Here is a 26,863-nt window from a genome sequence, read left to right as displayed (position 1 = left end):
CCTGTGCTTAGTCGTTGATATCACGTTCAAACGTTTTCACTTGCCCATGCGGGTGCGCGAATGTCTTACGCAGGGCCAGCCATGCGACCAGCGACAGAACTGCGAAGATCAGCATCAGAACCGGCAGAGAGGGCGCAAGACCCGGGATCAGAAGCAGCAGGCCAGTGCCCGCTGCCCCGACAGCGAATCCGAGAAAGATGAACCCGGGCAGGACGATCTCGAGTATGCCGAGCGACAGAGCGCCCGCCATCCAGATCCACCACGTCATCCAAAACGGGTCTGCCATCATTTAACCCCTTTGAGCATCTTAAACGCATCGCCAAATGCCTCGAGCGCATTGGCCGGCACAACAATCGTCTGCTTACCTGTACCATTACCCAGGGCGTTCAGCGATTCCACCTGTTTCAGAGCGACCTGGTACTGAGCGGCCTCGATGCCGTTGTCCTGAATGGCCTTTGCAACAACGCCGGTTGCGTAGGCTTCGGCTTCGGCCTCAATGCGGCGAGCTTTTGCGGTTTGCTCGGCCGCATAGAGTTCAGCATCCGCCTGCAGCTCAACCGCGCGTTTCTGACCTTCTGCCTCAGTGACCTGAGCGCGACGCGCGCGCTCCGCGTTCAACTGCTGCAGCATCGCATCGCGCGTGGCTTGATCGAGGTTCACATCCAGAATCTCGGCCCGGGTCACTTCGATACCCCAGTCATCGACGGCGGTTTCTACGCTGGCTTGAATTTGCGCAATCAACTGCGCACGGTTCGATTGGACCTCATCCAGGTCCATTTTACCAATTTCAGCCCGCACGATACCTGCAACCGTAGTCGCAATCGCTCCGTCTACATCACGGATACGATAGACGGTCTTTTCCGGCTCGAGAATGCGGTAGAAAACCGAGGTGTCGATCTGCACCAGCACGTTATCCTTGGTAATCGCGTCCTGCGTTGCATTGGGCAGCTGACGCTCAAGAATGGATATCTTGTGACGCGCAACATCCAGAAACGGAACGATAAAGTTGATTCCAGGCCCAAGGACCGAGTGCAAGCGTCCGAACCGTTCCACCACGTATTTCTCAGATTGGGGAACGATTTTGATGCCTTTGAAAATGACGACCACCACCAGAATGGCGGCCAACAGGTAAATGATATTCGACGAAAGCAATCCGATGATCTGCTCTTCTGTCATAACTGTCCTCTTTTATTGTGTACTATAGTATACATTTGGGGATTGAGTCGCCCAATTTCAACTCTGGTATGGCGGGAACCGGGGTGGTTGCAAATCCGGAATGCTCGAAACTGATGGCCGCAACAAGCGACAGTGACCGCTTTGCATCTGTGAATGCTTGCGCTATCGGGTGAGGATGAAACTGATAATCGACACAGATCCCGGCATCGATGATGCAATGGCGATTGCCTACGCTGCGGCCGCACCCGAGATTGACCTGATCGGGCTAACCACCGTTTTCGGAAATACCCATGTCTATCAATCCAGCCGCAACGCGCGCTATCTGGTTGATAAACTTGGACTAGCTGTCCCTGTGGCGCAGGGCGCCCCCTTTGCTCATGGTGAGGACGACCATAGCCCATCCGAGCATGTGCACGGACCCGAGGGGTTCGGTGATCTGACTGAAATCCCTGAGATCGGGCAGAACCACGACCTGAGCGCGTCCGCGTTTCTGGCCGACATGGCACGCCAACATCCGGGTGAGCTTGTCGTTTGCGCGGTTGGCCCGTTGACCAACATCGCGGATGCCATGGCATTGGATCCGGAGTTTGCAACGAACCTCAAGCGCTTGGTGATTATGGGCGGCGCAGTCTATTGCCCCGGCAACATCACGGAACATGCCGAAGCAAATATCTACCACGATGCCAAAGCCGCCGACGCGGTGTTTTCGGCACCGCCTGAGACTGTTCTGGTTGGTTTGGATGTGACGCTGAAAACGCTCTACAAGAGTGCTGATTTCGAGGATTTGGCTCTGAGATCGCCCGACATGGGGGCATTTCTGCGCGATATTTCTCGGTTCTATCTGAAGTTCTACAAAGAGATCGGAGGGTTGGAAGGCTGCGGCCTTCACGACTCGACCGCCGTCATCGCCTGTACCCATGATCATATGTTCGACTCCGTTCAGACCGGATTGAAGGTGGCAACCGAGGGAGAGGCAATCGGAGCCACAGTCCCGGATGAGGGGCGGCCCCCGGTTTGGGTCTGCCGGGACGTTGACGGGGCAGGGGTTGTTGATCTGTTTACGGCCCGCGTGGCCTCTCTGCCCTGACGGGTTGCAAAGACCCGGCGGATCGGGCAAATCCTGCCCGGTTCCGCGATCCGAGATGATGACATGACCCAGCAGTTTTCCTTTGACCTCAAAGCAACCGACGGCAAAGCCCGCACCGGCGTGATTAACACGCCACGCGGCGAGGTTCGTACGCCTGCGTTCATGCCGGTTGGCACTGCAGCAACGGTCAAGGCGATGATGCCCGAAAGTGTGCGCGCCACCGGGGCCGATATCCTGCTGGGCAATACCTACCACCTGATGCTGCGCCCCACGGCCGAACGGATCGACCGTTTGGGAGGGCTGCACAAGTTCATGAATTGGGAACGTCCCATCCTGACCGACTCGGGCGGTTTTCAGGTCATGTCTCTGGCAGGGTTGCGCAAACTGACCGAAAAGGGCGTGACCTTCAAATCTCATATCGACGGCTCCAAGCATGAGCTGACGCCGGAACGGTCGATGGAAATTCAGCGCCTGCTGGGGTCGGACATCGTGATGTGTTTCGATGAATGCCCCTCACTGCCTGCGGACCGGAAGCGCATTGCCGAGTCGATGCAGCTGTCGATGCGATGGGCACAGCGGTCGCGCGATGCGTTCGGGGATCGCCCCGGCCACGCGCTGTTCGGGATTATGCAAGGCGGGCTGGAGCAAGACCTGCGCGAAGAAAGCGCCGAGGCGTTGAAAGCGATCGGGTTCGAAGGCTACGCTATCGGTGGTCTGGCCGTGGGTGAGGGGCAGGAGGCGATGTTTGACTGCCTCGATTTTGCCCCCGATTTCCTGCCCACCGACAAGCCGCGCTACCTGATGGGCGTCGGGAAACCGGATGATATCGTGGGCGCTGTGGCGCGCGGTGTGGACATGATGGATTGCGTTTTGCCGTCCCGGTCCGGTCGCACCGGTCAGGTGTTCACGCGACACGGTGTGGTGAACATCAAGAACGCGCGCCATGCCGATGATCCACGCCCGCTGGACGAAGATTGCACATGCCCGGCCTGTTCGAACTACTCGCGCGCCTATCTGCACCATGTTTTCCGCTCGAATGAGATGATCTCGGGCATGCTGCTGACCTGGCATAACCTGCACTACTTCCAGGAAATCATGCAGGGTATGCGTGACGCTATTGCGGCAGGAACGTTTGAGGCCTGGCAGGCCAATTTCCATGCGCAGCGCACGCAGGGCGATATTGAGCCGATTTAGCAGGCACCGGCACAATTTCGGTGGATATCTTCCTAGCGCGCCTTGCGGTCCGCAGAACCTTTGGTCATGCTGCGAATTGAGACACGGTGGTGAGGTTGAAATAGGGCGGTAACAGCCCCACCTTAAACCATCCAAGACAGGAGACGGCCAGCGGTTGCCTCAAGTAGGGACCAGAGCCGTCTTGCCAATGATAAGGATAGAGCATGCAAGAGCCTCTGAATTCCTCATACCCCGTCCTGCCGCTGCGCGATATTGTGGTGTTCCCACACATGATCGTGCCGCTCTTCGTGGGCCGAGACAAATCGGTCCGCGCGCTGGAAGAGGTGATGCAGGATGATAAGCAAATTCTGTTGTCCAGCCAGATCGACCCGAGTGTCGATGATCCGGATGTGGATGGTATCTATCAGGCCGGTGTTCTGGCCAATGTCCTGCAACTGCTGAAGTTGCCCGATGGCACCGTAAAGGTGCTGGTCGAAGGGCAGGCGCGTGTGCAGATCACGGAATTCCTTGAAAACGATCAGTTTTTCGAAGCCCGTGCCGAGTATCTGACCGAAATCCCCGGCGATGTGACCACAACTGAAGCGCTGCTGCGCACCGTCGCGGATGAGTTTGAGCGCTACGCCAAAGTTCGCAAGAACATCCCCGAGGAAGCTTTGGCTGCCGTGGGCGAGACCACCGAGCCTGCCAAGCTGGCCGACCTTGTGTCGGGTCATCTGGGCATTGAGGTCGAGCAAAAGCAGGAATTGCTTGAGACGCTCTCGGTCAGTGAGCGGCTTGAGAAGGTCTATGGCTTAATGCAGGGCGAAATGTCGGTTCTGCAGGTCGAGAAAAAGATCAAGACCCGCGTCAAATCCCAGATGGAGAAGACGCAGCGCGAATATTATCTGAATGAGCAGATGAAGGCCATTCAGAAGGAGCTTGGTGACGGCGAGGACGGCTCGAACGAAGTCGCCGAGCTGGAAGAGAAGATCAACGAGACCAAGCTGTCGAAAGAGGCGCGCGAAAAGGCCGAAGGCGAGCTGAAGAAGCTGCGCAACATGAGCCCGATGTCGGCTGAGGCCACCGTCGTGCGTAACTATCTGGACTGGATCCTGTCGCTGCCGTGGGGCACCAAATCCCGCGTCAAAAAGGATCTGGGCCGCGCGCAGGACATTCTGGACGCCGATCATTATGGGCTTGAGAAGGTCAAAGAGCGGATTGTTGAGTATCTGGCGGTTCAGCAGCGTTCGAAAAAGCTGAAAGGCCCGATCCTATGCCTTGTTGGCCCTCCGGGCGTGGGTAAAACCTCACTTGGCAAATCGGTTGCCAAAGCCACGGGGCGCGAGTTCATTCGCATCTCGCTGGGCGGCGTACGCGACGAATCCGAGATTCGTGGTCACCGTCGGACTTACATTGGCTCGATGCCCGGTAAGATCATTCAGGCGCTGAAAAAGGCGAAAACCACGAACCCGCTGATCTTGCTCGATGAGATCGACAAGATGGGGCAGGATTTCCGTGGTGATCCGGCCTCGGCAATGTTGGAAGTATTGGACCCGGAACAGAACAGCACGTTCATCGATCACTACCTTGAGGTCGAATATGACCTGTCCAACGTGATGTTCCTGACCACCTCGAACAGCTACAACATGCCTGGGCCTCTGCTGGACCGGATGGAGATCATCCCGCTGGCCGGTTATACCGAAGAGGAAAAATCCGAGATCGCCAAGCAGCACCTGATCAGCAAGCAGGTCAAAAACCATGGACTGAAGGCAAAGGAATTTGAACTGACCGATGAGGCTCTGCAGTCGATCATCCGCACTTACACCCGCGAGGCGGGCGTGCGGAACCTCGAACGTGAAATCGCCAAAGTGGCGCGGAAGTCGCTGACCAAGATCATCAAGAAAGAGGCTGACTCGGTTACCGTGACGCCTGAGAATCTTGATGATTTCCTCGGCGTGCCCAAGTTCCGATATGGGCTAGCTGAGCAGGATGATCAGGTTGGTGTCGTGACCGGTCTGGCGTGGACGTCCGTGGGCGGTGACCTTCTGCATATCGAGGCGCTTAAACTGCCTGGCAAGGGGCGGATGAAGACCACCGGTAAGCTGGGCGATGTGATGAAGGAATCTATCGACGCAGCCTCGTCCTATGTGCGGTCGATTTCGCCTCAGATCGGGGTGAAGCCGCCTCAGTTCGACAAGATCGATATCCACGTGCACGTGCCGGATGGCGCAACGCCTAAGGATGGCCCGTCGGCCGGTTTGGCGATGGTGACTTCGATTGTGTCCGTGCTGACTGGCATTCCAGTGCGCAAGGATATCGCCATGACGGGTGAGGTCTCACTGCGCGGGAATGCGATGCCGATCGGTGGTTTGAAGGAAAAACTGCTGGCGGCTCTGCGCGGTGGCATCAAGACGGTTCTGATCCCGGAAGAAAACGAAAAGGATCTGGCCGACATTCCGGACAACGTGAAGGAAGGGTTGGAGATCATCCCGGTCAAACACGTCTCGGAAGTGCTGAAACAGGCGTTGGTGGAAGAGCCTGAGCCCATCGAATGGGACGAAGCCGCAGAAGAGGCGGCGGCTGCGGCAGCAAAAGCGGCTGAAAGCTCTGGGCCGTCTGCAACGGCGCACTAAGACACAAAGAAAAAGGCGGGGCTGGTCCCCGCCTTTTTTCTATAGCCCGACAACTGGTTGTTTCGGGTCCAAAATTTCCTCTTCTTCGATGTATTTCTGAAACTTTTCGTCGGCCAAGGACGACCGGACAGCGATCATGAATATCCCCGTCGAGAACAGAATGCAGACCAGAATATCCCAGCCGAACGGGATGAATTTTAGAGCACCCTCTCCGAACTGGCCAAATATTGAAATTACACCGATGCCGACGAAATAGGGCATCAGCCAACGCGCTTCGGCCACGTCCATTTCATCCAGACGATTGTGAAAGCGGATCAGCAACAAGATCATTCCGATGATCAACGCGACGCCCAAGCGCCAGACGGTGTCCCATCCGCTCCAATAAACGATCAGTGTCGCTATGGCGAAGGCCAGTGCGCCTACGAAACGGACAGCGGGGATTCGGATTGAGCGTGGGTGATCTGGCATCAGCTTTCTAAGGCATACGACAGCGATCGGCCCTACCGCGAAAGACAAGACAATTGCCGCCCCGTTCAATGCGATGACCGTGGTAAACGGGACCGAAAGCAGGAACAAAACTCCGATCCCGAAATTCAGCACAAGCGCCCAGAAGGGTATTCCAAAAGAAGACAACTGCATGATGCGTTGGGGAAGAAAACCGTTCTTCGACAGGGCCATAGCGATCCGGGCATTCGAACCTGTTGCAACAAGCCCGTTGCCGAATGGCCCTATGACTGAACCGACATTCAATACGCTTAGGAACCAGACAATGCCCACGGACACTATCACGGCATCCAGCGGCCCCTCGCCACCAAAGCTGAGACTGGACCAGCCTTGTGCAAGGGAAGTTGGATCAAGGGCGCCGATGAATGCGATCTGTAGGGCTAGATAGATGGCCGCGCACATCACGATCGACAGGACCAAGGCGGCTGGGATTGCGAATTTCGGGTTGCGGACTTCACCTGCCATATCGACGATGTGACGAAATCCGATGAAGGAAAAGATCACGCCCCCAGTCGACACCGCAGCCATGATGCCTTGCAGACCGTATGGGGCGAACCCGTCGGGTTGGTTGAAGTTCTGAACCTCAAACCTGCTTGCGATCAAGAGTGCTGACAGAATGACGGGAATCGCTATCTTCGCCCAGGTTAGGGTGGCGTTGACGCGCGTGAAGAATTTGACGCCCAAGGCGTTGACTGCAACAAATAGAAGCATGAAGGACAGAGCGACGAGCACACCTGCGCTTGTCAGATTTCCGCTCTCGGAAGTGTGCAGCCACGGCGCATAGGGGGCTAAGTACTTCAACATCGCCTCAACCTCGATGGGCGCAGTGGTGTTGTAGCCGATCCAGGCGGTCTAACCCATTGCCATCGCGACGATGTTGCCATGAGAGAATTGAGGAACCCGAGCAATCCCGCCGGGGATAGGCAGCATGGCCGAGATTTCGGCGAAGGTGATGGCCAGAATAAACATGGCCACCGCACCAATGATCCAGGACAGAACCGCAGCTGGGCCTGCGTGTTGCACAGCCAAGAGCGGGCCGAACAGCCACCCAGAGCCTATAATGCCGCCAACGGAGATGAAGGTCAGACCCAGTAGGCCAATGTCACGCTTCAATTTGGCCATCCGCGTCGACCCTTTACACTGCGTATATCAAGGATACGCAGGCGGCTTCTGACCTGACAAGCGTTGTCTGGAGATGGGAAAAATTGGAGGTGGTGGGTGATAAGAGATTTGAACTCCTGACATCTTCGATGTGAACGAAGCGCTCTACCACTGAGCTAATCACCCATTGCTCGGCGTCTTATCGCAGCTCATTCCCGGCTGCAAGACTTATAGGGGCGGGACCCCGGCCGGTATGCAAGCCGGGGTCTGATGTTCTTTAGAGGCCGGGCAGTTTGTCCAGAACGCCACGGCGTCCGAAGGTTGTTCCGCGCTCGTTGCCCAGATTGATACGGACACCTGCGCCAAGGAAGGGTTCGGTGCTGCTGCCGCTGCCGATGGACAGGTGGGCTGCGCCGAATTCGCCGTAAACCTGTGCATTGGTGCCAACATTATAGGTCGCGCCAATCGAAAATGCGCTGACGTCCAAAGCACCTTCAATATCGTTTACGTAGTCGTATTTGCCGATCACAGTCCATTTCTCGGTGACGGCTCCTTCGGCCGAAAAGCCCAGGATCACGCCATCTGCGTCAGAGAATTCCTTCAGATCTTGAAAGCCCAGATACCCTTCGATCTGTGCGGGGCCTGCGCCGAAACCGGCCTCAACACCGTAGAATTGAAACGTCTCGTCTTCGATATGGTCCTGCCCGTAGAAAGCACCGAATGAGGCGTTTTGTGTATGCAGATTGGCGTGCAAGGTGACACTTGTGCCGTCAAAGTCCTCATCCTCGAACCGGTAAGCGCCGGCATCCAGCTGCAGGCTGAACGCACGGGAAAACGCCAGCTCGCCCGCGCCGTTGAGGTTGTAGACATCACCAAGATCGCTGTCTGTGAAGGTGGAATAGCCTAGGTCTACATATCCGCCGGTCACCTCGACGGCATATGCTGCGCCAGTCAGTAGAAGGCTGGTCAATGCACTGGTAGCAATGATTTTTTTCATGTTGCTGCTCCGATTTGTGTTTTTGTTGGCGCGGGTCAAAATGAGACTAAAGCGCATGAATGTCTGGTTAGTTTTTATCGTTAAGGATGAGTAGGGGGTCGGCGCGATTTCAATGTGCTGTTGCAGGTGAGGCACAAATGCGCGGTCGTATGGGCCGCGCCTCGAAGGATGGCCGAGGAGTGGCTGCAAACAAAAATCAGGCTTCAGGCAAAAAACTTCAAAACGCCGCTTGACGATGCCCGAGCGTAGCCATAATACACCCCAACGTTCAGCAACGAACGGGCAGCGGGCGGTTGTAGCTCAGTTGGTTAGAGTACCGGCCTGTCACGCCGGGGGTCGCGGGTTCGAGCCCCGTCAACCGCGCCATCGCTGCCAGACTTGGTCCAGTTCAAAGGCCACGAAAATAGATGCGCGGTTGTAGCTCAGTTGGTTAGAGTACCGGCCTGTCACGCCGGGGGTCGCGGGTTCGAGCCCCGTCAACCGCGCCATTTTCCCTCGAATGTTCCGAAAAACATAGGATCTTAGCTCGAGTCCGGCGTTGTTTCGGGCTGATGTCAGTATGTGTCGGCAATAATCGGTGAGTTCACATTTTGTTCTAACTTTTCTGTTGGAGACTCAGCGCCGCTCGCCTATCTCTGAGGGACGTGTTTGTTGGGGGCCAGAATGGCTGAGCTGAAGAATATCGAGGTGCGCGGCGCGCGCGAGCATAACCTCAAGAGCATCGACGTGGATATCCCGCGCGACCAGCTGGTGGTGATCACCGGGCTGTCTGGCTCGGGTAAATCCTCGCTGGCCTTCGACACGATCTATGCCGAAGGTCAGCGTCGCTATGTCGAAAGCCTCTCGGCCTATGCGCGGCAATTCCTCGATATGATGGAAAAGCCGGATGTGGACCATATCAGCGGTCTGTCTCCGGCGATTTCGATCGAACAGAAGACCACGTCAAAGAACCCGCGCTCGACCGTTGGGACGGTAACCGAAATCTATGACTACCTGCGCCTGCTGTTTGCACGTGCGGGGACACCTTACAGCCCTGCGACGGGTCTGCCGATCAAAGCGCAACAAGTGCAGGACATGGTCGACCGAGTTATGACGATGGAGGAGGGCACGCGCGGTTACCTGCTGGCCCCCATCGTGCGCGACCGGAAGGGCGAATATAGGAAAGAGTTTCTTGAACTGCGCAAACAGGGCTTCCAGCGCGTCAAGGTGGATGGTGAATTCTACGAACTGGATGAACCGCCGACGCTGGACAAGAAATTCCGCCACGATATCGACGTGGTTGTGGATCGCCTCGTCGTTCGCGAAGGGATGGAGACGCGGCTGGCCGACAGTCTGCGCACCGCTCTGGATCTGGCCGATGGGATCGCGATTCTGGAAACCGCGCCGCGCGAAGGGGATCCTGAGCGGATTACTTTCAGTGAGAACTTTGCCTGCCCGGTCAGCGGCTTTACGATTCCCGAAATCGAACCGCGCCTCTTTTCATTCAACGCCCCGTTCGGGGCCTGCCCGGATTGCGATGGTCTGGGGGTTGAGCTGTTCTTTGACGAACGCCTTGTGGTGCCGGATCAGACACTGAGGCTATATGACGGGGCCTTGGCGCCGTGGCGAAAGGGGAAATCACCGTATTTCCTGCAAACCATCGAAGCCATCGCGCGCCACTATGAGTTCGACAAGAACACGTCGTGGAAAGACCTGCCTAAGAAGGTGCAACAGGTGTTTCTGCGCGGCTCTGGGGATGAGGAAATCCAGTTCCGCTATGATGAGGGCGGGCGTGTCTATCAGGTGACTCGCAACTTCGAAGGCGTCATTCCGAATATGGAGCGTCGCTACCGCGAGACCGACAGCGCCTGGATTCGAGAAGAGTTCGAGCGCTACCAGAACAACCGTCCTTGCGGCACTTGCGAAGGCTACCGTCTGCGCGCCGAAGCCTTGGCCGTGAAGATCGCAGGTCTGCATGTGGGTCAGGTGGTCGAGATGTCGATCCGCGAGGCTCTGGCCTGGGTCGAGGACGCGCCGAACCATCTGAGCGTTCAGAAGAACGAGATCGCACGAGCGATATTGAAAGAGATTCGCGAACGACTCGGGTTCCTGAATAACGTTGGTTTGGAATATCTTACACTGTCACGTTCAAGTGGTACTCTGTCCGGTGGTGAAAGCCAGCGTATCCGTCTTGCCAGCCAGATCGGATCGGGTCTGACCGGCGTTCTCTATGTTCTGGACGAGCCGTCAATCGGCTTGCACCAACGGGACAATGATCGCCTGCTAGGCACTCTGAAAAACCTGCGTGACCAGGGCAATACGGTGATCGTCGTCGAACACGATGAAGAAGCCATTCGTGAGGCCGACTATGTGTTCGACATCGGCCCCGGAGCGGGCGTCCACGGTGGGCAGGTCGTCAGTAAGGGAACGCCAGCCGAGATCACGGCAGATGCGGCCTCCGTGACGGGGCAATATTTGGCTGGCACGCGAGAAATTGCGGTGCCTGCTGAACGGCGCAAGGGCAACAAGAAAAAGCTGACCGTGGTGAAGGCGACGGGCAACAATCTGAAGAACGTGACCGCCGAGTTCCCTCTGGGCAAATTCGTCTGTGTCACCGGCGTGTCGGGTGGGGGCAAGTCGACGCTGACGATTGAAACGCTGTTCAAAACAGCCTCGATGCGGTTGAACGGCGCGCGCCAGACGCCTGCGCCATGCGAGACGATCAAGGGGTTGGAGCATCTGGACAAGGTCATCGACATCGACCAACGCCCCATCGGACGGACTCCGCGTTCAAATCCAGCGACTTACACCGGGGCGTTCACGCCGATCCGGGACTGGTTCGCCGGATTGCCCGAGGCCAAAGCGCGTGGCTATAAGCCCGGGCGGTTCAGTTTCAACGTCAAGGGCGGCCGATGCGAGGCGTGTCAGGGAGACGGCGTCATCAAGATCGAGATGCACTTTCTGCCCGATGTCTACGTAACCTGCGAAACCTGCAAGGGCGCGCGGTACAACCGCGAGACGCTGGAGATCAAATTCAAAGGCAAGTCCATCGCCGATGTGCTGGACATGACGGTCGAAGACGCGCAGGAGTTCTTTAAGGCCGTTCCGTCGATCCGCGACAAGATGGATGCTTTGGCGCGCGTTGGGCTGGGCTATATTAAGGTCGGTCAGCAGGCGACCACGCTGTCCGGAGGTGAGGCGCAGCGGGTCAAATTGTCGAAGGAGCTTTCGAAACGCTCAACCGGGCGGACGCTCTATATTCTCGATGAGCCGACCACGGGTCTGCATTTCGAAGACGTACGTAAGTTGTTGGAAGTTCTGCATGAACTGGTCGATCAGGGGAACACGGTTGTCGTGATCGAACACAATCTGGACGTTGTGAAAACCGCAGACCACATCATTGATATCGGCCCGGAAGGTGGCGATGGCGGTGGCGAGATCGTTGCGACCGGAACACCGGAAGAGGTGGCTGAGGTTGAGCGGAGCCACACCGGGCGTTACCTCAAGCCGATGCTATCAGGCACACGCGTCGCGGCTGAATAGGCTGCGACACGGTGTTTTGCGAGGCTCTGCCTCGCGCTCCGGGATATTTTTGGCCAGATGAATGAAGGATCCTTGCGCCTTATTTTCGGCTGCGTTTTTCAAATCTGGGCAGCATGGCTGAGAAGTCCTGGCCCAAACCACCTTCGGCTTCGACGAACTGCTGATAGAGCGCAGTTGCGGCTTGGCCCATCGGGGTGTCGGCATCGGCGCTTTCGGCAGCTTGCTGGCTGAGGCGCAGGTCTTTCAACATCAATTCGGCGGCGAAGCCCGGCTGATAGTCATTATCCGCGGGGCTGGTGGGGCCGATTCCGGGGGCGGGGCAATAGGCGTTCATGGTCCAGCTATAGCCAGAGGACGTGCTGACCACGTCGAACATCTTTTGCCGGTCCAGACCCAGTTTGTCGGCGAGTGCGAATGCTTCGCAGGTTGCGATCATGGTGACGCCGAGGATCATGTTGTTGCAGATTTTTGCCGCTTGTCCAGCACCGGCCTCACCGCAATGCACGGCTTTTTGCCCCATGATGTCGAAGAGCGGGGCGGCCTTGGCAAATGCGTCGGATGATCCGCCAGCCATGAAGGTGAGGGTGGCGGCCGAGGCCCCTCCGATCCCGCCGGAGACCGGCGCGTCCACGGACAGAAGATGCGCCGCGATGGCTTGCTCTGCCACGGCCCGAGCGCTGTCTACGTCGACAGTCGAACAGTCTATCAACACCGCGCCCTTTTGCATGGTCGGGATGATCTGGTTGGCAACCGCGCGCAGGATGTCGCCATTCGGCAGCATGGTGATGACGGCATCGGCGCCCGAGGCGGCCTCTGTTGCGGATTGCGCTTGCGTCACGCCATCAACGCTTACACCCGCCGTGTCGAAACCTGTCACCTTATGCCCGGCCTTCGCAAGGTTGGCCGCCATCGGCGCGCCCATATTGCCCAAGCCGATAAAACCGATTTGCATCTCTTAGTCCTCCTGAAAAGTCAGTGCGTTCGCGCCAAGCGGTTGCAGCATTTTCGACACCGCAACAGCGGGTACTTTCATATCCGGGTACTGCCAGCTTGGGCTACGATCCCTATCTATGATTAGCGCGCGGATACCTTCGATGAGATCTCCGTGTTCCTGCGCGCGATAGGTGAACCGGTACTCCATATCCAATGCACGATGCATGGTCAGGGACGGGCCGCGCAGGCGGTGGATCATCTCAACCGTGCAGGCCATGGAGAGCGGGGCATGCTGGCCCATCATGTCCAGCGTTTTCGATGTGAAATCAGTATCCTCGGAGCGAAGGGTGATGAGGATATCCTCGAGCGTTTCGCCTGCAAAATACTGGTCGATCTCGGGTTGCATCTGCTGCAGTTTCCCGTCGGGTGCGGGTTGGGCGTGATCGGTGACAAGCTCGGCGTTGCCCGACGCCTCTAGCAGTTCGATTAGGTCCGGCCACGTGGCCTGAGGGATGAAGTGATCGGCGAACCCGGCGTAAATGGCATCCGCCGGTCCCATCCGAAAGGCGGAGAGGCCAAGATATTCGCCCAGCCGCCCAGGTGCCAGAGCCAACATCAAAGAGCCGCCGACATCCGGAACCAGCCCGATCGCGCATTCCGGCATCGAGATTTTCGACGTCTCTCCGACCACGCGATGGGTTCCGTGGCACCCCATACCGACACCGCCGCCCATGGTGAAGCCCTGCAGAAAGCTGATGATGGGCTTGGGGTATACGAAGATCAGCGCATTCAGGCGGTATTCATCGCGCCAGAAAGTTTGCCCGTGCGAGAAATCCCCGGCGAGCCCGGTTTCATAGAGTTTGGCAATGTCGCCGCCTGCGCAAAAGGCTTTGTCGCCCTCGGCGTCGAGGATGATCAGGTCGACCTCGTCGTCTTCGCGCCAGTTGCGCAGCGCGGTGTCGATAGCCAGACACATCTCATAGCTCAGGGCGTTTAACGCCTTTGGGCGGGTCAGGGTGATGCGCCCGGCGCGACCGGTCGTGCGTATGTCGATGTCAGGCATGATCCCCTCAGGTTCCGGCCAGCAGGTGGCGCGCCACGATCACGCGCATGATTTCGTTTGTGCCTTCGAGTATTTGATGCACCCGCAGGTCGCGTACAAGCTTTTCGATGCCATAGTCGGCAAGATAGCCATAGCCGCCATGTAGTTGCAGGCACTGATCCACGACATTTGAGCCGGTCTCGGTCACGAATTTCTTGGCCATTGCGCAGAATTTCGACGCATCCGGCGCGCCTTGATCTAGTTTCCAGGCGGCCTGTCGCAGGAAGGTGCGCGCGGCCTGCAATTCGATCTCCATATCGGCCAGGCGGAATTGCAGAGCCTGGAACTGGTCGATGGATTGCCCGAATGCCTTCCGTTCCGACATATATTGCAGGGTCATGTCCAACCCGGCCTGCGCTGCGCCTAGGGAGCAGGAGGCGATGTTTAGACGCCCTCCATCAAGACCCATCATGGCGTATTTGAAGCCGTCGCCTTCGGTACCGACCAGATTGCCCGCAGGGATGTTGCAATCGTCGAACTGGACCTGCGCTGTGGGTTGGCTTTTCCAACCCATCTTCTGTTCCAGCGCACCAAAGCTTAGACCCGGCGTGCCGTCTTCGACATAGACGGTCGAGATCCCTTTTGGTCCTTCCGCGCCCGTGCGGACCATGCAGACATATGCATCCGAATACCCACCACCTGAGATAAAGGCCTTGGTGCCGTTCAGAGTGTAGCCCTCGTTCGTGCGCTCCGCCCGCGTCTTCAACGCGGCGGCGTCCGAGCCGGAGCCGGGTTCGGTCAGGCAATAGCTCAGCACTGTGTTCAGGCTCAGTACATCGGGCATGACCCGTGATTTCAGATCCTCACTGGCGAAACTGTCCAGCATCTTGGCGCACATATTGTGGATCGACAGGAACGCCGCGACCGAGGGGCAGGCCATGGACAGCGCCTCGAACACGAGGGTTGCGTCGAGACGGCTGAGGTCGGCCCCGCCGCTGTCTTCCGAGACGTAGAGCGCGCCAAAGCCAAGCTCTCCGATACGGGGCCAAAGCTCTTTGGGGATTGTGCCTTCGGCCTCCCACTGGTGGGCGAATGGGGCGATGTTGTCCTGCCCAAATCCATAGGCCATATCGAAAATGGCCGTTTGTTCCTCGGTCAGCCCGAAATCCATTGCGCACCCTCCCACAGGCAAAGAATTGAACGATTGTTTATTTCGTAATCGTTACAGAACTATTTCAGGATGAGCAATCCTGAGAGCTGTTTGAGTGTAGAGTTCGCTAAAGGTCCGCGTGAAACTCTTCGATCAGATGACGGACAACGGCTTGGCCTGGGTCTTCGCCCTTCGCGACAGCTTCGGCATGGACGCGCCGTTGGCGGGTGGCCGAGGTGCCTGTCTCGGCGATCTGACGCAGGCGGGCGAGTTCGGTCATGGTCCCCAACGCCTCAGCATCTTCAGCCAACATTCCCATGAGTTCGCCGATCAGCTCGGCCATGGGTTTGATCGACCGATCCCCAAAATCAATCAGCCCTTCGCCGACCCCATAGCGTTGCGCACGCCAGCGGTTTTCACCGATCAGGAAGCGGTCATATTGCCGCCAGCGCAGATTGCGGGCCTTCAGGCGACACAGCATACGGGTCAGGGCCTGCACGAGAGCGGCCAGAGATAAGGTGTGCTCAAGCCGCGGCTGGACGTCCATGATGCGTGTTTCCAGCGTCGGGAATCGATGGGAGGGGCGTAGATCCCACCATATTTTCGTGGTGTCCTCGATCACGCCAAGCTCGACCAGGACGCCGGTTGTGCGTTCGTACTCGCTCCAACTGTTGTAGACCGGCGGCAATCCCGTGCGCGGCAGGTTGTCGAACACGGTCAGGCGGTAGGAGGAAAGCCCCGTATCCTCTCCATTCCAGAAAGGGGAGGACGCCGAAAGCGCCAGCAGATGGGGTAGGAAGTAACTGAGTTGCGGCATCAGGTCTGCGCGTAGGGCCGGGTCCTCAACCCCCACATGCACATGCATCCCGCAAATCAGCATCCGCCGTGCAACGCCGCCCAAAGCGTGTTGCAGCGCGTCGTAACGCTCTTTGCGTGTGTGGTGCTGTTTTTTCCAATCGGCAAAAGGATGGCAGGACACGGCGATCGGGCTGAGGTTATACTCGGCGGCCCGTTTGGACACACATGAGCGCAGACGCCTGAGATCTTCGCGCGCGCTTTTGACAGTCGTGTGTGGGCGGGTTCCAACTTCGATCTGGCATTGCAGGAACTCGGGGCTGACCTGTCCTTCGAAATCCGCCTGGCAGGCTTCCATCAATGCGGCGGGGGCCTCGGCCAGATGCAGACTGTCGCGGTCGACCAGCAGGTATTCTTCTTCAATGCCGATCGTGAAATCTTGTTGCATGGGCCTACCTGCCATTTTCCAATGCAATCAGTGAATACGTAAATCAACGTTTTGCCAAGGGTTTGCCGCTGCGCCGCTTGCGGAGCGACCGCAAGCAGCGCTAAGGAACGGGCAGCAAAGCGATAACGGAGCCGGCCTCGTGAAACCCAGAAAATTCCCGCAGATCAACGCAGCCCTTGATGAGCTAGGGGTGAAGCTGGTCGACAAGGTGACCGAACAGGACGAACGCGCCCGGCTGGAGGCGTTCGAGCGGGCAGGCGGGCTGGAGCGCCCCGCTTACGCGCTGTCACCGGGTATGGAAGGTTTCGACATCGCAGAACTGGTCGCCGAATACGGTCAGCACAAGGATGCGCTGGAGGCCCTCAAGGACCCGGCCCGGAACCAGACGGGATATCGGTTGGGCAATGGCTATTACGACAGTCCGGATGCTGACGCTCTGTATCTGATGATCCGCAGGTTCAAACCGAAACGCGTGATCGAGGTCGGCTGCGGCAACTCAACCCGCGTGACGCGGCAAGCCATCCTTGACGGAGGGTTGGATACACATATCACAGCCATCGACCCGTACCCGCGGGCGGATATCGCTCATGTGGTCGATGCGTTCGAACAAAAAAGGCTGGAGGAGGTAGATCCGGCGCTGTTCGAACAGCTCGAGGCCGGGGATGTTCTGTTCATCGATTCCAGCCATGTTGTTAGGATGAGCAATGACGTCGCGCATCTCTTCTGCCGCATCATTCCGACGCTGAAACCGGGCGTTGTCATCCACGTGCATGATGTTTTTTTGCCCTACGAATATCCCAAGCGGTTCTTCTATGATTGCCCCGGTTGGGGTGAGCAGTACATGCTGCACGCCCTGCTGCAATCTGGCGGTTTTTCAATGCTTTGGCCGGGGTATTATCTGCAAAAAGACCGCCCCGATGCGTGTAAGGCGCTGCCGTTTCTGAATGATGGTCGGGCGCAGAGTATCTGGGTTCAGATCAAAGAACAGTGATCCTAAAGTGATCCGGTGTGAAACATGCGCCGTACCCCTTTCCATAACAAGCTGGAGAGGAGAAGACAGCCATGTTTCGTCGCACATTGATGGGCGCTGCCGCCGCCGTTGCACTTGCCATGCCAATCAAGGCTCAGGCTGCTGACATCGTTGACACCGCCGTATCTGCGGGATCGTTCACCACACTGGTCGCAGCCGTTCAGGCCGCCGGTCTGGTCGACACGCTGAAGGGCAACGGCCCTTTCACCGTTTTTGCACCGACAGATGAGGCGTTTGCTGCTCTGCCCGAAGGCACGGTGGAAAGCCTGTTGCTGCCGGAAAACAAGGACAAACTGGTTGAAATTCTGACCTACCACGTTGTGCCTGCCAAAGTGATGTCGGGTGATATCGCTGGCAAGCGCGCGAAGGTTCTGACCGTTCAGGGCGATCGTCTGAGCGTCAACGCAAAAAATGGCGTCCGCGTGAATGGCGCTGATGTGGTGCAGGCCGACATCGAAGCCAGCAATGGCGTTATCCATGTGGTCGATGAGGTTATTCTGCCCGAATAACCTTGGCGCCCCGTTAAACAAAAAGCCCCGGTCCTGATGGCCGGGGCTTTGCTGTTTCTGAGTTTTAGACCTCAGACCAAACGTACCTGCGTGCCGATTTGGACCAGAGGGTACAGCTCTTCGACATGTTGGTTGTAAAGGCCGATACAGCCCGAGGAACTCTGCCGTCCGATCTTGCGGGTGTCGTGGGTTCCATGGACCAGATAAGCTGGCCAGCCCAGATACATCGCGCGCGTTCCCAGCGGGTTGCCGGGGTCACCACCCTCCATCCGAACGGGCAGAGACGGATCACGTTCCCGCATCGAGGCGGTTGGCGTCCATGTCGGGTATTCGGCCTTGCGGACGACCTTGGTGTAGCCTCGCCTCGTCAGCTCTTCACTCATCGGAACCGAACTGGGGTACAGCTTATACGTCCCGTCCGGTCCCCAATAGTGAACCGCGCGGCTGGTGATGTCGGCCAGCAGGCAGCCCGCACCGAGCTGATCAAAATGGTCTTGCCAGTTCTGCTGCGAGAACGACGAGACATTTCGGCGGACCGGCAGTTGCGTGCTGATCGCGTCTTCGGTTTGCGGAAACGCATCGGAACTTTGCGCGCGGACGAGGGCAGGTGTGGCGAGAACGGATGCAGCCCCCAAAAGGACCGTACGGCGAGTCATATTGGATTTGGACAAGGCGACCTCCGGAGGTTCAATCTGCTCGAATATATAGTTGCGCCGAAAATATTTGCCAGGCTCGCAAATTGCCAGCCTCTACAGCTTGAATTTATCGTGAGAATCCTGGTTTTGGAGGGTTCTGGCGGAACCCTGCCAATGAAAAACCCGGCCAGAGCGGCCGGGTTTGAACAGATTTGGCTTTGGATCAGTCCATCGCTTTGAAGTTGAACTCGCCGCCTTCTTTGATGCCAGACGGCCAGCGAGCCGTGACAGTCTTGGTGCGGGTGTAGAACTTGAAGCTGTCCGGGCCGTGCTGGTTCAGGTCACCGAACATGGATTTCTTCCAGCCGCCAAAGGTGTGGTAGGCCAGCGGAACCGGGATCGGGACGTTGATGCCAACCATGCCGATGTTGATCCGGCTGGCGAAGTCACGTGCAGTGTCACCATCGCGCGTGAAGATCGCGGTGCCGTTGCCGTATTCGTGGTCCATCGCCAGACCGATTGCCTCTTCGTAGGAGCCCGCGCGAACGGTCGACAGAACCGGGCCGAAGATTTCCTGCTTGTAGATATCCATGTCAGGCGTCACGTGGTCGAACAGGTGCGGGCCGACGAAGAAACCGTCTTCATAGCCCTGCAGGCTGAAATCGCGGTTGTCGACGACCAGCTTCGCGCCTTGCTCAACACCCGAGTTGATCAGGCCGAGGATACGCTCTTTTGCAGCTCCGGTCACAACGGGTCCCATATCCACGTCGTCTCCGGCTGTGTAGGGGCCGACTTTCAGCTTTTCGACGCGCGGGATCAGCTTCTCGATCAGACGGTCTGCGGTTTCTTCGCCCACAGGAACGGCAACCGAGATTGCCATGCAGCGTTCGCCCGCCGCGCCGAAACCTGCGCCGACCAGCGCGTCTGCGGCTTGATCCAGATCCGCGTCGGGCATGACGATCATGTGGTTCTTGGCACCACCGAAGCACTGCGCGCGTTTGCCGTTTGCCGTTGCGCGGCTGTAGATGTATTGCGCGATCGGGGTCGAGCCCACAAAGCTGACGCCCTGAATGATTTCGCTGTCCAGGATGGTGTCCACGGCCTCTTTGTCGCCATTGACGACCTGGAAGACGCCTTTGGGCAGACCGGCCTCAATGAACAGCTCGGCAAGCATCAGCGGAACTGAAGGGTCACGCTCGGACGGCTTCAGAACCACGGCGTTGCCGCAGGCCAGCGCCGGACCAACGTGCCAAAGAGGCATCATCGCCGGGAAGTTGAACGGCATGATCGAACCGACAACACCCAAAGGCTGGCGCATCGAGTACATGTCGATACCCGGACCTGCGCTGTCGGTGAACTCACCTTTCAGCATTTGCGGTGCGCCGATGCAGTATTCGATCACCTCGAGACCGCGCTGCAGGTCGCCCTTGGCGTCGGGGATGGTCTTGCCATGCTCACGGCTCAGCGCTTCGGCCAGTTTGTCCATGTCGCGGTTCATCAGGCCGACCATGGCCATCATGACGCGCGCGCGCTTTTGCGGGTTGGTCGCGCCCCACGCGGGTTGCGCGGCTGCGGCTGCTTCGATCGCGGCGGTGGTTTCGGCCGCGCTTGCCATTGGGCATTTGTACTGAACTTCACCCGTTGCCGGGTTGAAAACGTCATCAAAACGGCCCGAGGTTCCGGCCACGTTCTCGCCATTGATGAAATGAGTCAGATCTTGCATTGCAAACTCCTCCGATATGTTTGCGCGCAGAATAGGCTTGCAGAAATAACCTGAACAGAGGCAATGTCTCAAAAGAGCTTTGCAAAAATGCAAGAGGGGCGGGATGACGCCAAATTGGGATGATATGCGCGTTTTTCTTGCCGTCGCGCGTGAGGAAAGCCTGTCGTCAGCGGGGCGGATTCTCAAGATTGACCCCGCTACCGTTGGCCGGAGGATCGCCCGGTTAGAAGGCAGTCTGGACGCGCAGCTGTTCACTAAGTCGCAACAAGGCTACATTTTAACAACCGCCGGAGAACGCCTGCTGGATCACGGTCTGCAAGCCGAAGAGGCGATGCGCGCCGCCGCTGGCGCAGTGGTTGGATCGACCGAGTCGCTGAGTGGTCAGATTCGGATTGGTGCTCCGGATGGTTCGGCAAACTACCTTTTGCCTCAAGTATGCGCGAAGATCAGCGATGCCAATCCGGATTTGGATATTCAAATCCTGGCGCTGCCGAGGATCATTAACCTGTCGCGGCGTGAGGCGGATATGGCTGTTACGGTCAGCTCTCCGACCGCAGGCAAACTGCTGGTGCAAAAGGTCAGCGACTACAAACTGCATTTGGTTGCGGCGCAGGACTATCTGGACCGACACGCCCCGATCCAGACGGTCGAGGATCTAAAAGCCCACCGTTTGATCGGCTATATCCCGGATATGATTTTTGATCGCGAGCTGGACTACCTCAACGATCTGGGGATTGACCGGGTGGCGCTTGCGTCGAACTCGGTACCTGTTCAATTGCGTCAGGCGGCGCTTGGGGCGGGGATCTGTGTTGCGCATGACTTCACGCTTCCGTTTCATCCGAACCTGCGCAGGTTGTTGACTGATCAGGTCAGTCTGACCCGCAGCTTTCATCTGGTTCGGCATCAAGGCGATCAGCGAAACGAACGCCTCAACCGCTTTGCGCAGGCATTGACCCGTGGGATTCGCGACGAAGTTGCACGGCTTGAGGCGGAAGCCGGAACTTGACACACATGACCATTCCGGCAACGCTTTGGAAAACAGTACGTTATTGCCGGAGGTTTTTTATGCTCGTTCAAGCCATTCTGACATCCAAAGCCACCGATGAGGTGGTGACCGTCGCCCCATCCGCGACTGTGTCCGAGGCGGCGAAGATACTGGCGGAAAGACGCATCGGTACAGTGGTTGTCTCAGAGGACGGAGGCAGCACGGCTGTCGGTATCCTGTCCGAACGCGACATCGTCCGAGAACTGGCGGCTAGCGGCAGCGGGTGCCTGAACCAATCGGTCGATAGCTATATGACCAAGGACCTGATCACTGCGACACGACAGGAATCGGTCGAAGATATTCTGGCCCGCATGACCGAAGGCCGGTTCCGCCACATGCCGATTGTCGAGGATGGCAATCTTGTCGGCATCGTCACCCTCGGGGACGTGGTCAAGGCGCAACTGACCGAACTTGCAATGGAAAAAGACGCCCTGCAGGGCATGATCATGGGGCATTGAGGGGGGCAGGGCATAACGCCCTCTTGCACCTGCAGCATGATTGTGTTTGCTGTCGCCGAGTTTTTTGAACGCAGGAGAGCGTGATGCGGGTTGGCCTTTATCCCGGAACTTTTGATCCGATCACCTTGGGGCATATCGACATCATCCGTCGAGCCTCGGCGCTGGTGGACAAGCTGGTGATCGGCGTGGCTATCAACCGCGACAAAGGGCCTTTGTTTTCGCTGGAAGAACGTGTTGCCATGATTGAGGCGGAATGCGCGCATCTGTCAGAACAGACCGGGACCCAGATCGTGGCGCATCCTTTCGAGAACTTGCTGATCGACTGCGCGCGGGATGTGGGCGCGCAGGTCATCGTGCGCGGGCTGCGGGCCGTTGCAGATTTTGAGTATGAATTCCAGATGGTTGGCATGAACCGGGCTCTGGACGATTCAATCGAGACCGTGTTCCTGATGGCCGAAGCGCGGCATCAGGCCATTGCTTCGAAACTGGTGAAAGAGATCGCGCGTTTAGGCGGGGACGTGTCGAAATTCGTCACGCCCCGCGTGAATGTGGCCCTTAAAGAGCGGTTAGGATAACGCGCCCATCGCGGCGGCTGTGTCCAGCATCCGGTTCGAGAAACCCCATTCGTTGTCATACCATGCCAGCACGCGCACCAGCGTGCCATCCGTGACCTTGGTCTCCGCCAGCGACACGGTAGAGCTATGGGCATCGTGATTGAAATCGATCGAGATCAGCGGTCGATTTTCTGCGGCCAGCACGCCAGGGATTTTGGTAGCGGCCTCAACAAACAGGGCGTTGACCTCGTCCTCGGTCGTTGGGCGCGAGACCTCGGCCACCAGATCAACCACCGAAACATTCGGGGTTGGCACGCGGATCGCCTGACCGGTCAGCTTGCCCGCCAGCTGCGGTAGAACCAGCCCAACAGCTGCGGCAGCACCGGTGGTTGTCGGGATCATCGACAGAGCTGCCGCGCGCGACAGGTAGGGATCTTTGCCTGCGGTGTCGTGCACCGGCTGGCTTGCGGTATAGGCGTGAACGGTGGTCATGTTGCCGTGCACGATCCCCAACCCGGCATCCAGCGCCGCAGCAACAGGCGACAGGCAGTTGGTTGTGCATGAGGCATTCGACACGATCGTATCGTCTGCGGTCAGTTCGGAATCGTTCACGCCAAACACGATCGTCTTGACGCCGCCATCCCCACGAGCCGGAGCGGAGATCAGGACTTTCTTGGAGCCATTCTGCAGGTGACGCTCAGCCGCTTCTCGGGTCCGGAAAACGCCGGTGCATTCCAGCACGACATCGACATCCGACCAGTCCAACGCTTCGGGATCGCGTTCGCTGGTCAAACGGATCGGACCCGCGCCAACGTCGAGACCGGCCTCGGACAGTATGACGGGCTTGGAGTAGCGGCCATGAACACTGTCAAACTCGAACAGATGGGCGTTCATTTCCGGCTTGGCCAGATCGTTGATCGCAACGATTTCAACGTCGGTCCGTCCCGACTCCATAACCGCGCGCAAAACGCCGCGCCCGATACGTCCAAATCCGTTAATGGCCAGTTTAAGTGTCATGTCCTGCTCCGTCAGAGTCTCTGCTCAAAATGAGTTAGCGCTAACAAAGCGAGATCGGCGAGAAAGTCAAGTAAAACCTTGCTCAGCGCCAGAAGGCGAGCCAATCGAGAAAGTCGTAAAGTTTCTTACCTAGGAACAGAAAATGTTCAGTTCCAAACAGGGCATAGTCCAGCATGATAGCGCCAAGGATCAGCAGCGCCAGCCAGATGGCAATTTGATTTGTCATGAAGGCCCCGAACAAAAACGCCCGCTCAGATAACCTGAGCGGGCGACGCTGTTCAAGCGATCATGGGGAAATCAGTTAAGGCGCCCCATGGCGACGGCGACATCGGCCATACGAACCGAGAAGCCCCATTCGTTGTCATACCACGCCAAAACGCGGACCATGCGGTTGTCGACCACGCGGGTCTGGTCAGGAGCAAAGATCGAGCTTTCCTCGGTATGGTTGAAATCGGTCGAGACCAGCGGCGCGGGCTCATAGCCCAGGACGCGCTGCATCGGGCCTTTTGCGGCCTCTTCAACGATTGCGTTGACCTCTTCGACGGTCACATCGCGCGAAGCGCGGAAGCTCAGGTCTACAGCTGAGACGTTCGGGGTAGGGACGCGGATCGCCGAGCCGTCCAGACGGCCTTTCAAATTGGGCAGAACCTCGCCCAAGGCAGCAGCTGCACCGGTCGAGGTCGGGATCATCGACATCGCCGCCGCGCGAGCGCGGTAAAGGTCGCTGTGGCGACGGTCCAGTGTCGGCTGGTCGCCGGTATAGGCGTGGATGGTGGTCATGATACCGTGTTCGATCCCAACACCTTCGTCCAGAACCTTGGCAAGCGGAGCAAGGCAGTTGGTGGTGCAGGAGCCGTTCGAGACCATGTTGTCATTCGCGGTCAGGGTGTTGTGGTTCACGCCGAACACGATGGTCTTGTCGACATTCTTGCCGGGGGCCGACAGCAGAACCTTTCGCGCGCCGCGATCCAAGTGGGTTTTTGCCTTGGTGCCGTCATTGAACTTACCGGTGCATTCCAGAACGACGTCGCAGCCTTCCCAATCCAGTTCGTTCATGTCGTAGGTCGAGAACATCTGCATCGGGCCTCGGCCCAGATCCATGGTGTCGCCTTCGATCGATACTTCGCGCGGGAAACGGCCGTGAATGCTGTCATATTTCAGCAGGTGCGCCGATGTCTCGAGCGGGCCGGTGGCGTTGACTTTGATCACTTCGATGTCGTTGCGGCCCGAGGCGGCAATGTGCGACAGGGTACAGCGGCCAATGCGGCCAAAACCATTGATACCGACCTTGATGGTCATGTGACGTCTCCAAATGCGCTTGCGTTTGAGGCCATATAGCCTTGAAACCGGAATCTCAAAAGGGCAAAAGCGGCATATTTTTAAGGTGTTAGCGCAAACCTGGGCAGATTGCGCTAACGCTTGCGCTAGCTGTTGGATCGGGTAGGGTCCGTTTGCGGCAGGTGACAGGAAAGGACACGCGATGAGCGGACTGTTGGCCCTTTTGGATGATGTGGCGGGGATTGCCAAGGTGGCTGCGACCTCGGTGGATGATGTCGTGGCGGCTGCTGGCAAGGCAGGGGCCAAAACGGCCGGGGTGATTATCGACGACGCTGCGGTTACGCCGAAATACGTACAGGGCTTCGCGCCCGCGCGTGAGTTGCCGATCATTTGGCGCATTGCCCGTGGGTCGGTTTTCAACAAACTCATTCTGCTACTACCAGTCGCCTTGTTGCTTGCGAATTTTGCGCCGTGGCTGATCACACCTTTGCTGATGCTGGGTGGGTCATATCTGTGTTTTGAAGGGGCCGAGAAAATTTTCCATGTTCTGTTCCCGCATGGTAGCCACGCCATCGAAAAGGACATGGATGTGCGTGATCCGGGCCATCTTGAAGAACAGAAGGTCAAGGGCGCAATCAAGACGGATTTCATCCTGTCGGCTGAGATCATGACCATTGCGCTGGCCGCGATTGAGGCCCCGAATGTGTGGATGCAAGCGGCGACTTTGGCCGTTGTCGGGCTTGGGGTGACTGTGGCCGTTTATGGCTCGGTCGCCTTGATCGTGAAAATGGACGATGTCGGGTTGTATCTGGCCGGAAACGCTCCGACGCCGGTGGGCCGAGGGTTGGGGCGCGGATTGGTCAAGGCCATGCCCACGGTGATGAAAACCCTTTCGATCGTCGGAACGGCGGCCATGCTGTGGGTGGGCGGATCAATCGTCATCCACGGGATGGAGGTTCTGGGCTTTGGCTGGCTGGGGCATCATATCCATGACTGGGCTTATGCGGTTGGTCATTCGGTCTCCGCGCAGTGGGAGGCCGCGGCGGAGTGGATCGCCAAGGCGACCATGGACGGCATCTTTGGTCTGGCCTGGGGGATGGTCTTGATCCCCCTGGCAACCAAAGTCATCGGGCCCGTGATGGGGCGTTTTCAGGTTCATCCAAAGAACACTAGGCGGTGACGTTAGGTCCTGCTGGCCTCCGTCTGCGGTCAGATTATCCTCGACATGCCAATAGCTAAGTGGAATTCCCATGTCCGAGCCATCCCTGTTCGATGTCCTCAGCGCCGCTGAGGCGCAAGGCGATTGCCTCTGCTACCCGGTGCCGCAGAACTGGAAGCAAGGCCGCACAACATTCGGAGGGTTTTCGTCGGCCCTAATGCTGTCAACGGTTTACAATCGGCACAAAGATTTACCGCCCCTCAGATCAGCTCTGGTAAATTTCACGGCGCCGATCAGTGATCCGCCGCTAGTCAAAACGGAAATCTTGCGCGAGGGGCGCAATGTGAAGACCATCAGCGCTCGTGCCGAAATCGGTGGCAGTGTTGCGGCGCAAGCGACATTTTCCTTTGGCCGCGCGCAAGACAGCCATGTCGCGTTCGATTGCCCGGCGAAGCCCGCAGATGCGCCCGAGATGACGGAGTATTATTTCCCTCCAGATTTGCCGCGACCGCCGATACCTTTCCTTACAAACTTTGACGTCAGAAAGGTCGAGGGTGAATTGCCTTTCATGGGGGCAGATCGCGGGTATCTGCGCCTTTGGGCCAGACACAACGATCCTCGGATGTGGAACAGGACGGAGGGCTTGATTGCAATCGCTGACCTCCCACCGCCAGCTATCTACCCCACGCTAAAGAAACCCGGACCAAATTCGTCAATGAACTGGATTTTCAACGTGTTGTCCGAGGATATTCAAACACGCGACGGTTGGTTCTTACTGGAGCACCAACTAACCGCAGGCCGCGATGGCTATAGTTCGCAGGTCATGCGCGTTTGGAACACAGAAGGCGATTTGATCGTGGATGGAATGCAATCCGTGATCATCTTCGTGTAAGA

Annotated in this window: 23 protein-coding genes, 3 tRNA genes and 1 pseudogene; 13 read left to right on the top strand and 14 right to left on the bottom strand. The window is 57.8% G+C overall.

What is annotated here, in order from left to right; all coding sequences use genetic code 11:
- Positions 1 to 7 precede the first annotated feature (7 nt).
- Positions 8 to 286: an NfeD family protein gene (locus tag ACXAH8_RS04005; RefSeq protein WP_475216210.1), complete on the bottom strand. Its 279-nt coding sequence runs from the start codon at positions 284 to 286 to the stop codon at positions 8 to 10.
- On the bottom strand, positions 286 to 1,176 hold the full coding sequence (locus ACXAH8_RS04000) for an SPFH domain-containing protein (RefSeq protein ID WP_170373587.1): 891 nt from the start codon (positions 1,174 to 1,176) through the stop codon (positions 286 to 288). Before ACXAH8_RS04000 ends, ACXAH8_RS04005 begins: the two co-directional genes overlap by 1 nt.
- 175 nt (positions 1,177 to 1,351) lie before the next feature.
- On the opposite strand from ACXAH8_RS04000, the gene ACXAH8_RS03995 reads away from it, so the two are divergent.
- From ACXAH8_RS03995 to lon, 3 genes are all read left to right on the top strand, one after another.
- The gene (locus tag ACXAH8_RS03995) at positions 1,352 to 2,263 is read left to right on the top strand and encodes a nucleoside hydrolase (protein ID WP_475216208.1); all 912 of its coding nucleotides are present in this window, start codon (positions 1,352 to 1,354) and stop codon (positions 2,261 to 2,263) included.
- A 63-nt stretch (positions 2,264 to 2,326) separates the two neighbouring features.
- On the top strand, positions 2,327 to 3,457 hold the full coding sequence (tgt, locus tag ACXAH8_RS03990; protein ID WP_475216206.1) for a tRNA guanosine(34) transglycosylase Tgt: 1,131 nt from the start codon (positions 2,327 to 2,329) through the stop codon (positions 3,455 to 3,457).
- Positions 3,458 to 3,660: 203 nt separating this feature from the next.
- Positions 3,661 to 6,069, top strand: coding sequence for an endopeptidase La (gene lon, locus ACXAH8_RS03985; protein WP_475216204.1), 2,409 nt, complete (start codon positions 3,661 to 3,663; stop codon positions 6,067 to 6,069).
- A gap of 39 nt (positions 6,070 to 6,108) precedes the next feature.
- Here the strand turns inward: lon and ACXAH8_RS03980 are convergent.
- The 3 genes and pseudogenes from ACXAH8_RS03980 to ACXAH8_RS03970 all read right to left on the bottom strand — a co-directional run bounded on the left by ACXAH8_RS03980 (position 6,109) and on the right by ACXAH8_RS03970 (position 8,671).
- Positions 6,109 to 7,695, bottom strand: a pseudogene (locus ACXAH8_RS03980) (APC family permease).
- 90 nt (positions 7,696 to 7,785) lie between these two features.
- Positions 7,786 to 7,860, bottom strand: a tRNA-Val gene (locus ACXAH8_RS03975).
- A 91-nt stretch (positions 7,861 to 7,951) separates the two neighbouring features.
- Positions 7,952 to 8,671 carry a porin gene (locus tag ACXAH8_RS03970; RefSeq protein ID WP_475216202.1) on the bottom strand — a complete coding sequence of 240 codons (720 nt, stop codon included), beginning with the start codon at positions 8,669 to 8,671 and terminating at the stop codon, positions 7,952 to 7,954.
- Between the two features lie 289 nt (positions 8,672 to 8,960).
- Between ACXAH8_RS03970 and ACXAH8_RS03965 the strand changes: the two genes are divergently transcribed.
- The 3 genes from ACXAH8_RS03965 to uvrA all read left to right on the top strand — a co-directional run bounded on the left by ACXAH8_RS03965 (position 8,961) and on the right by uvrA (position 12,193).
- Positions 8,961 to 9,037, top strand: a tRNA-Asp gene (locus ACXAH8_RS03965).
- 45 nt (positions 9,038 to 9,082) lie between these two features.
- Positions 9,083 to 9,159, top strand: a tRNA-Asp gene (locus ACXAH8_RS03960).
- Positions 9,160 to 9,334: 175 nt separating this feature from the next.
- Complete coding sequence (uvrA, locus tag ACXAH8_RS03955; RefSeq protein WP_475216200.1) at positions 9,335 to 12,193, top strand: excinuclease ABC subunit UvrA; 2,859 nt, start codon at positions 9,335 to 9,337, stop codon at positions 12,191 to 12,193.
- 79 nt (positions 12,194 to 12,272) lie between these two features.
- Here the strand turns inward: uvrA and mmsB are convergent, their stop codons facing one another.
- The 4 genes from mmsB to ACXAH8_RS03935 all read right to left on the bottom strand — a co-directional run bounded on the left by mmsB (position 12,273) and on the right by ACXAH8_RS03935 (position 16,561).
- A complete protein-coding gene (mmsB, locus tag ACXAH8_RS03950) occupies positions 12,273 to 13,145 on the bottom strand; it encodes a 3-hydroxyisobutyrate dehydrogenase (protein ID WP_475216197.1) in 873 nt (290 codons plus the stop codon).
- 3 nt (positions 13,146 to 13,148) lie between these two features.
- The gene (locus tag ACXAH8_RS03945; RefSeq protein WP_475216195.1) at positions 13,149 to 14,189 is read right to left on the bottom strand and encodes an enoyl-CoA hydratase/isomerase family protein; all 1,041 of its coding nucleotides are present in this window, start codon (positions 14,187 to 14,189) and stop codon (positions 13,149 to 13,151) included.
- Between the two features lie 7 nt (positions 14,190 to 14,196).
- Positions 14,197 to 15,339, bottom strand: coding sequence for an acyl-CoA dehydrogenase family protein (locus tag ACXAH8_RS03940; RefSeq protein ID WP_475216194.1), 1,143 nt, complete (start codon positions 15,337 to 15,339; stop codon positions 14,197 to 14,199).
- Positions 15,340 to 15,445: 106 nt separating this feature from the next.
- Positions 15,446 to 16,561 carry a carboxylate-amine ligase gene (locus ACXAH8_RS03935; protein WP_170373595.1) on the bottom strand — a complete coding sequence of 372 codons (1,116 nt, stop codon included), beginning with the start codon at positions 16,559 to 16,561 and terminating at the stop codon, positions 15,446 to 15,448.
- 139 nt (positions 16,562 to 16,700) lie between these two features.
- Between ACXAH8_RS03935 and ACXAH8_RS03930 the strand changes: the two genes are divergently transcribed.
- On the top strand, positions 16,701 to 17,552 hold the full coding sequence (locus ACXAH8_RS03930) for a class I SAM-dependent methyltransferase (protein WP_475216192.1): 852 nt from the start codon (positions 16,701 to 16,703) through the stop codon (positions 17,550 to 17,552).
- Between the two features lie 71 nt (positions 17,553 to 17,623).
- A complete protein-coding gene (locus tag ACXAH8_RS03925) occupies positions 17,624 to 18,100 on the top strand; it encodes a fasciclin domain-containing protein (RefSeq protein ID WP_170373597.1) in 477 nt (158 codons plus the stop codon).
- Positions 18,101 to 18,171: 71 nt separating this feature from the next.
- On the opposite strand, the gene ACXAH8_RS03920 is transcribed toward ACXAH8_RS03925, so the two are convergent.
- Entirely contained in the window at positions 18,172 to 18,756 is a 585-nt protein-coding gene (locus ACXAH8_RS03920; RefSeq protein WP_475216191.1) for a L,D-transpeptidase, read from the bottom strand.
- Between the two features lie 202 nt (positions 18,757 to 18,958).
- Positions 18,959 to 20,458, bottom strand: coding sequence for a CoA-acylating methylmalonate-semialdehyde dehydrogenase (locus ACXAH8_RS03915; protein ID WP_170467131.1), 1,500 nt, complete (start codon positions 20,456 to 20,458; stop codon positions 18,959 to 18,961).
- Positions 20,459 to 20,561: 103 nt separating this feature from the next.
- On the opposite strand from ACXAH8_RS03915, the gene ACXAH8_RS03910 reads away from it, so the two are divergent.
- The 3 genes from ACXAH8_RS03910 to coaD all read left to right on the top strand — a co-directional run bounded on the left by ACXAH8_RS03910 (position 20,562) and on the right by coaD (position 22,536).
- Positions 20,562 to 21,464, top strand: coding sequence for a LysR family transcriptional regulator (locus ACXAH8_RS03910; protein WP_170373599.1), 903 nt, complete (start codon positions 20,562 to 20,564; stop codon positions 21,462 to 21,464).
- A gap of 59 nt (positions 21,465 to 21,523) precedes the next feature.
- A complete protein-coding gene (locus tag ACXAH8_RS03905) occupies positions 21,524 to 21,961 on the top strand; it encodes a CBS domain-containing protein (RefSeq protein WP_170467126.1) in 438 nt (145 codons plus the stop codon).
- A gap of 83 nt (positions 21,962 to 22,044) precedes the next feature.
- Positions 22,045 to 22,536 carry a pantetheine-phosphate adenylyltransferase gene (gene coaD, locus ACXAH8_RS03900; protein WP_170548987.1) on the top strand — a complete coding sequence of 164 codons (492 nt, stop codon included), beginning with the start codon at positions 22,045 to 22,047 and terminating at the stop codon, positions 22,534 to 22,536.
- On the opposite strand, the gene gap (ACXAH8_RS03895) is transcribed toward coaD, so the two are convergent.
- From gap (ACXAH8_RS03895) to gap (ACXAH8_RS03885), 3 genes are all read right to left on the bottom strand, one after another.
- Entirely contained in the window at positions 22,528 to 23,532 is a 1,005-nt protein-coding gene (gene gap, locus ACXAH8_RS03895) for a type I glyceraldehyde-3-phosphate dehydrogenase (protein WP_475216184.1), read from the bottom strand. The genes coaD and gap (ACXAH8_RS03895) overlap by 9 nt on opposite strands.
- Before the next feature lie 82 nt (positions 23,533 to 23,614).
- Positions 23,615 to 23,758, bottom strand: a complete 144-nt coding sequence (locus tag ACXAH8_RS03890) for a hypothetical protein (protein WP_170458101.1) — start codon at positions 23,756 to 23,758, stop codon at positions 23,615 to 23,617.
- Between the two features lie 71 nt (positions 23,759 to 23,829).
- Complete coding sequence (gap, locus tag ACXAH8_RS03885) at positions 23,830 to 24,831, bottom strand: type I glyceraldehyde-3-phosphate dehydrogenase (RefSeq protein ID WP_170467120.1); 1,002 nt, start codon at positions 24,829 to 24,831, stop codon at positions 23,830 to 23,832.
- A 181-nt stretch (positions 24,832 to 25,012) separates the two neighbouring features.
- Between gap (ACXAH8_RS03885) and ACXAH8_RS03880 the strand changes: the two genes are divergently transcribed.
- Complete coding sequence (locus ACXAH8_RS03880; protein ID WP_475216181.1) at positions 25,013 to 25,990, top strand: DUF808 domain-containing protein; 978 nt, start codon at positions 25,013 to 25,015, stop codon at positions 25,988 to 25,990.
- A gap of 70 nt (positions 25,991 to 26,060) precedes the next feature.
- Positions 26,061 to 26,861 carry a thioesterase family protein gene (locus tag ACXAH8_RS03875; RefSeq protein ID WP_475216179.1) on the top strand — a complete coding sequence of 267 codons (801 nt, stop codon included), beginning with the start codon at positions 26,061 to 26,063 and terminating at the stop codon, positions 26,859 to 26,861.
- Positions 26,862 to 26,863 lie beyond the last annotated feature (2 nt).

The sequence above is a fragment of the Ruegeria sp. ABV3_008 genome (assembly GCF_056161185.1).
This window is presented reverse-complemented; position numbering and strand designations above follow the sequence as displayed.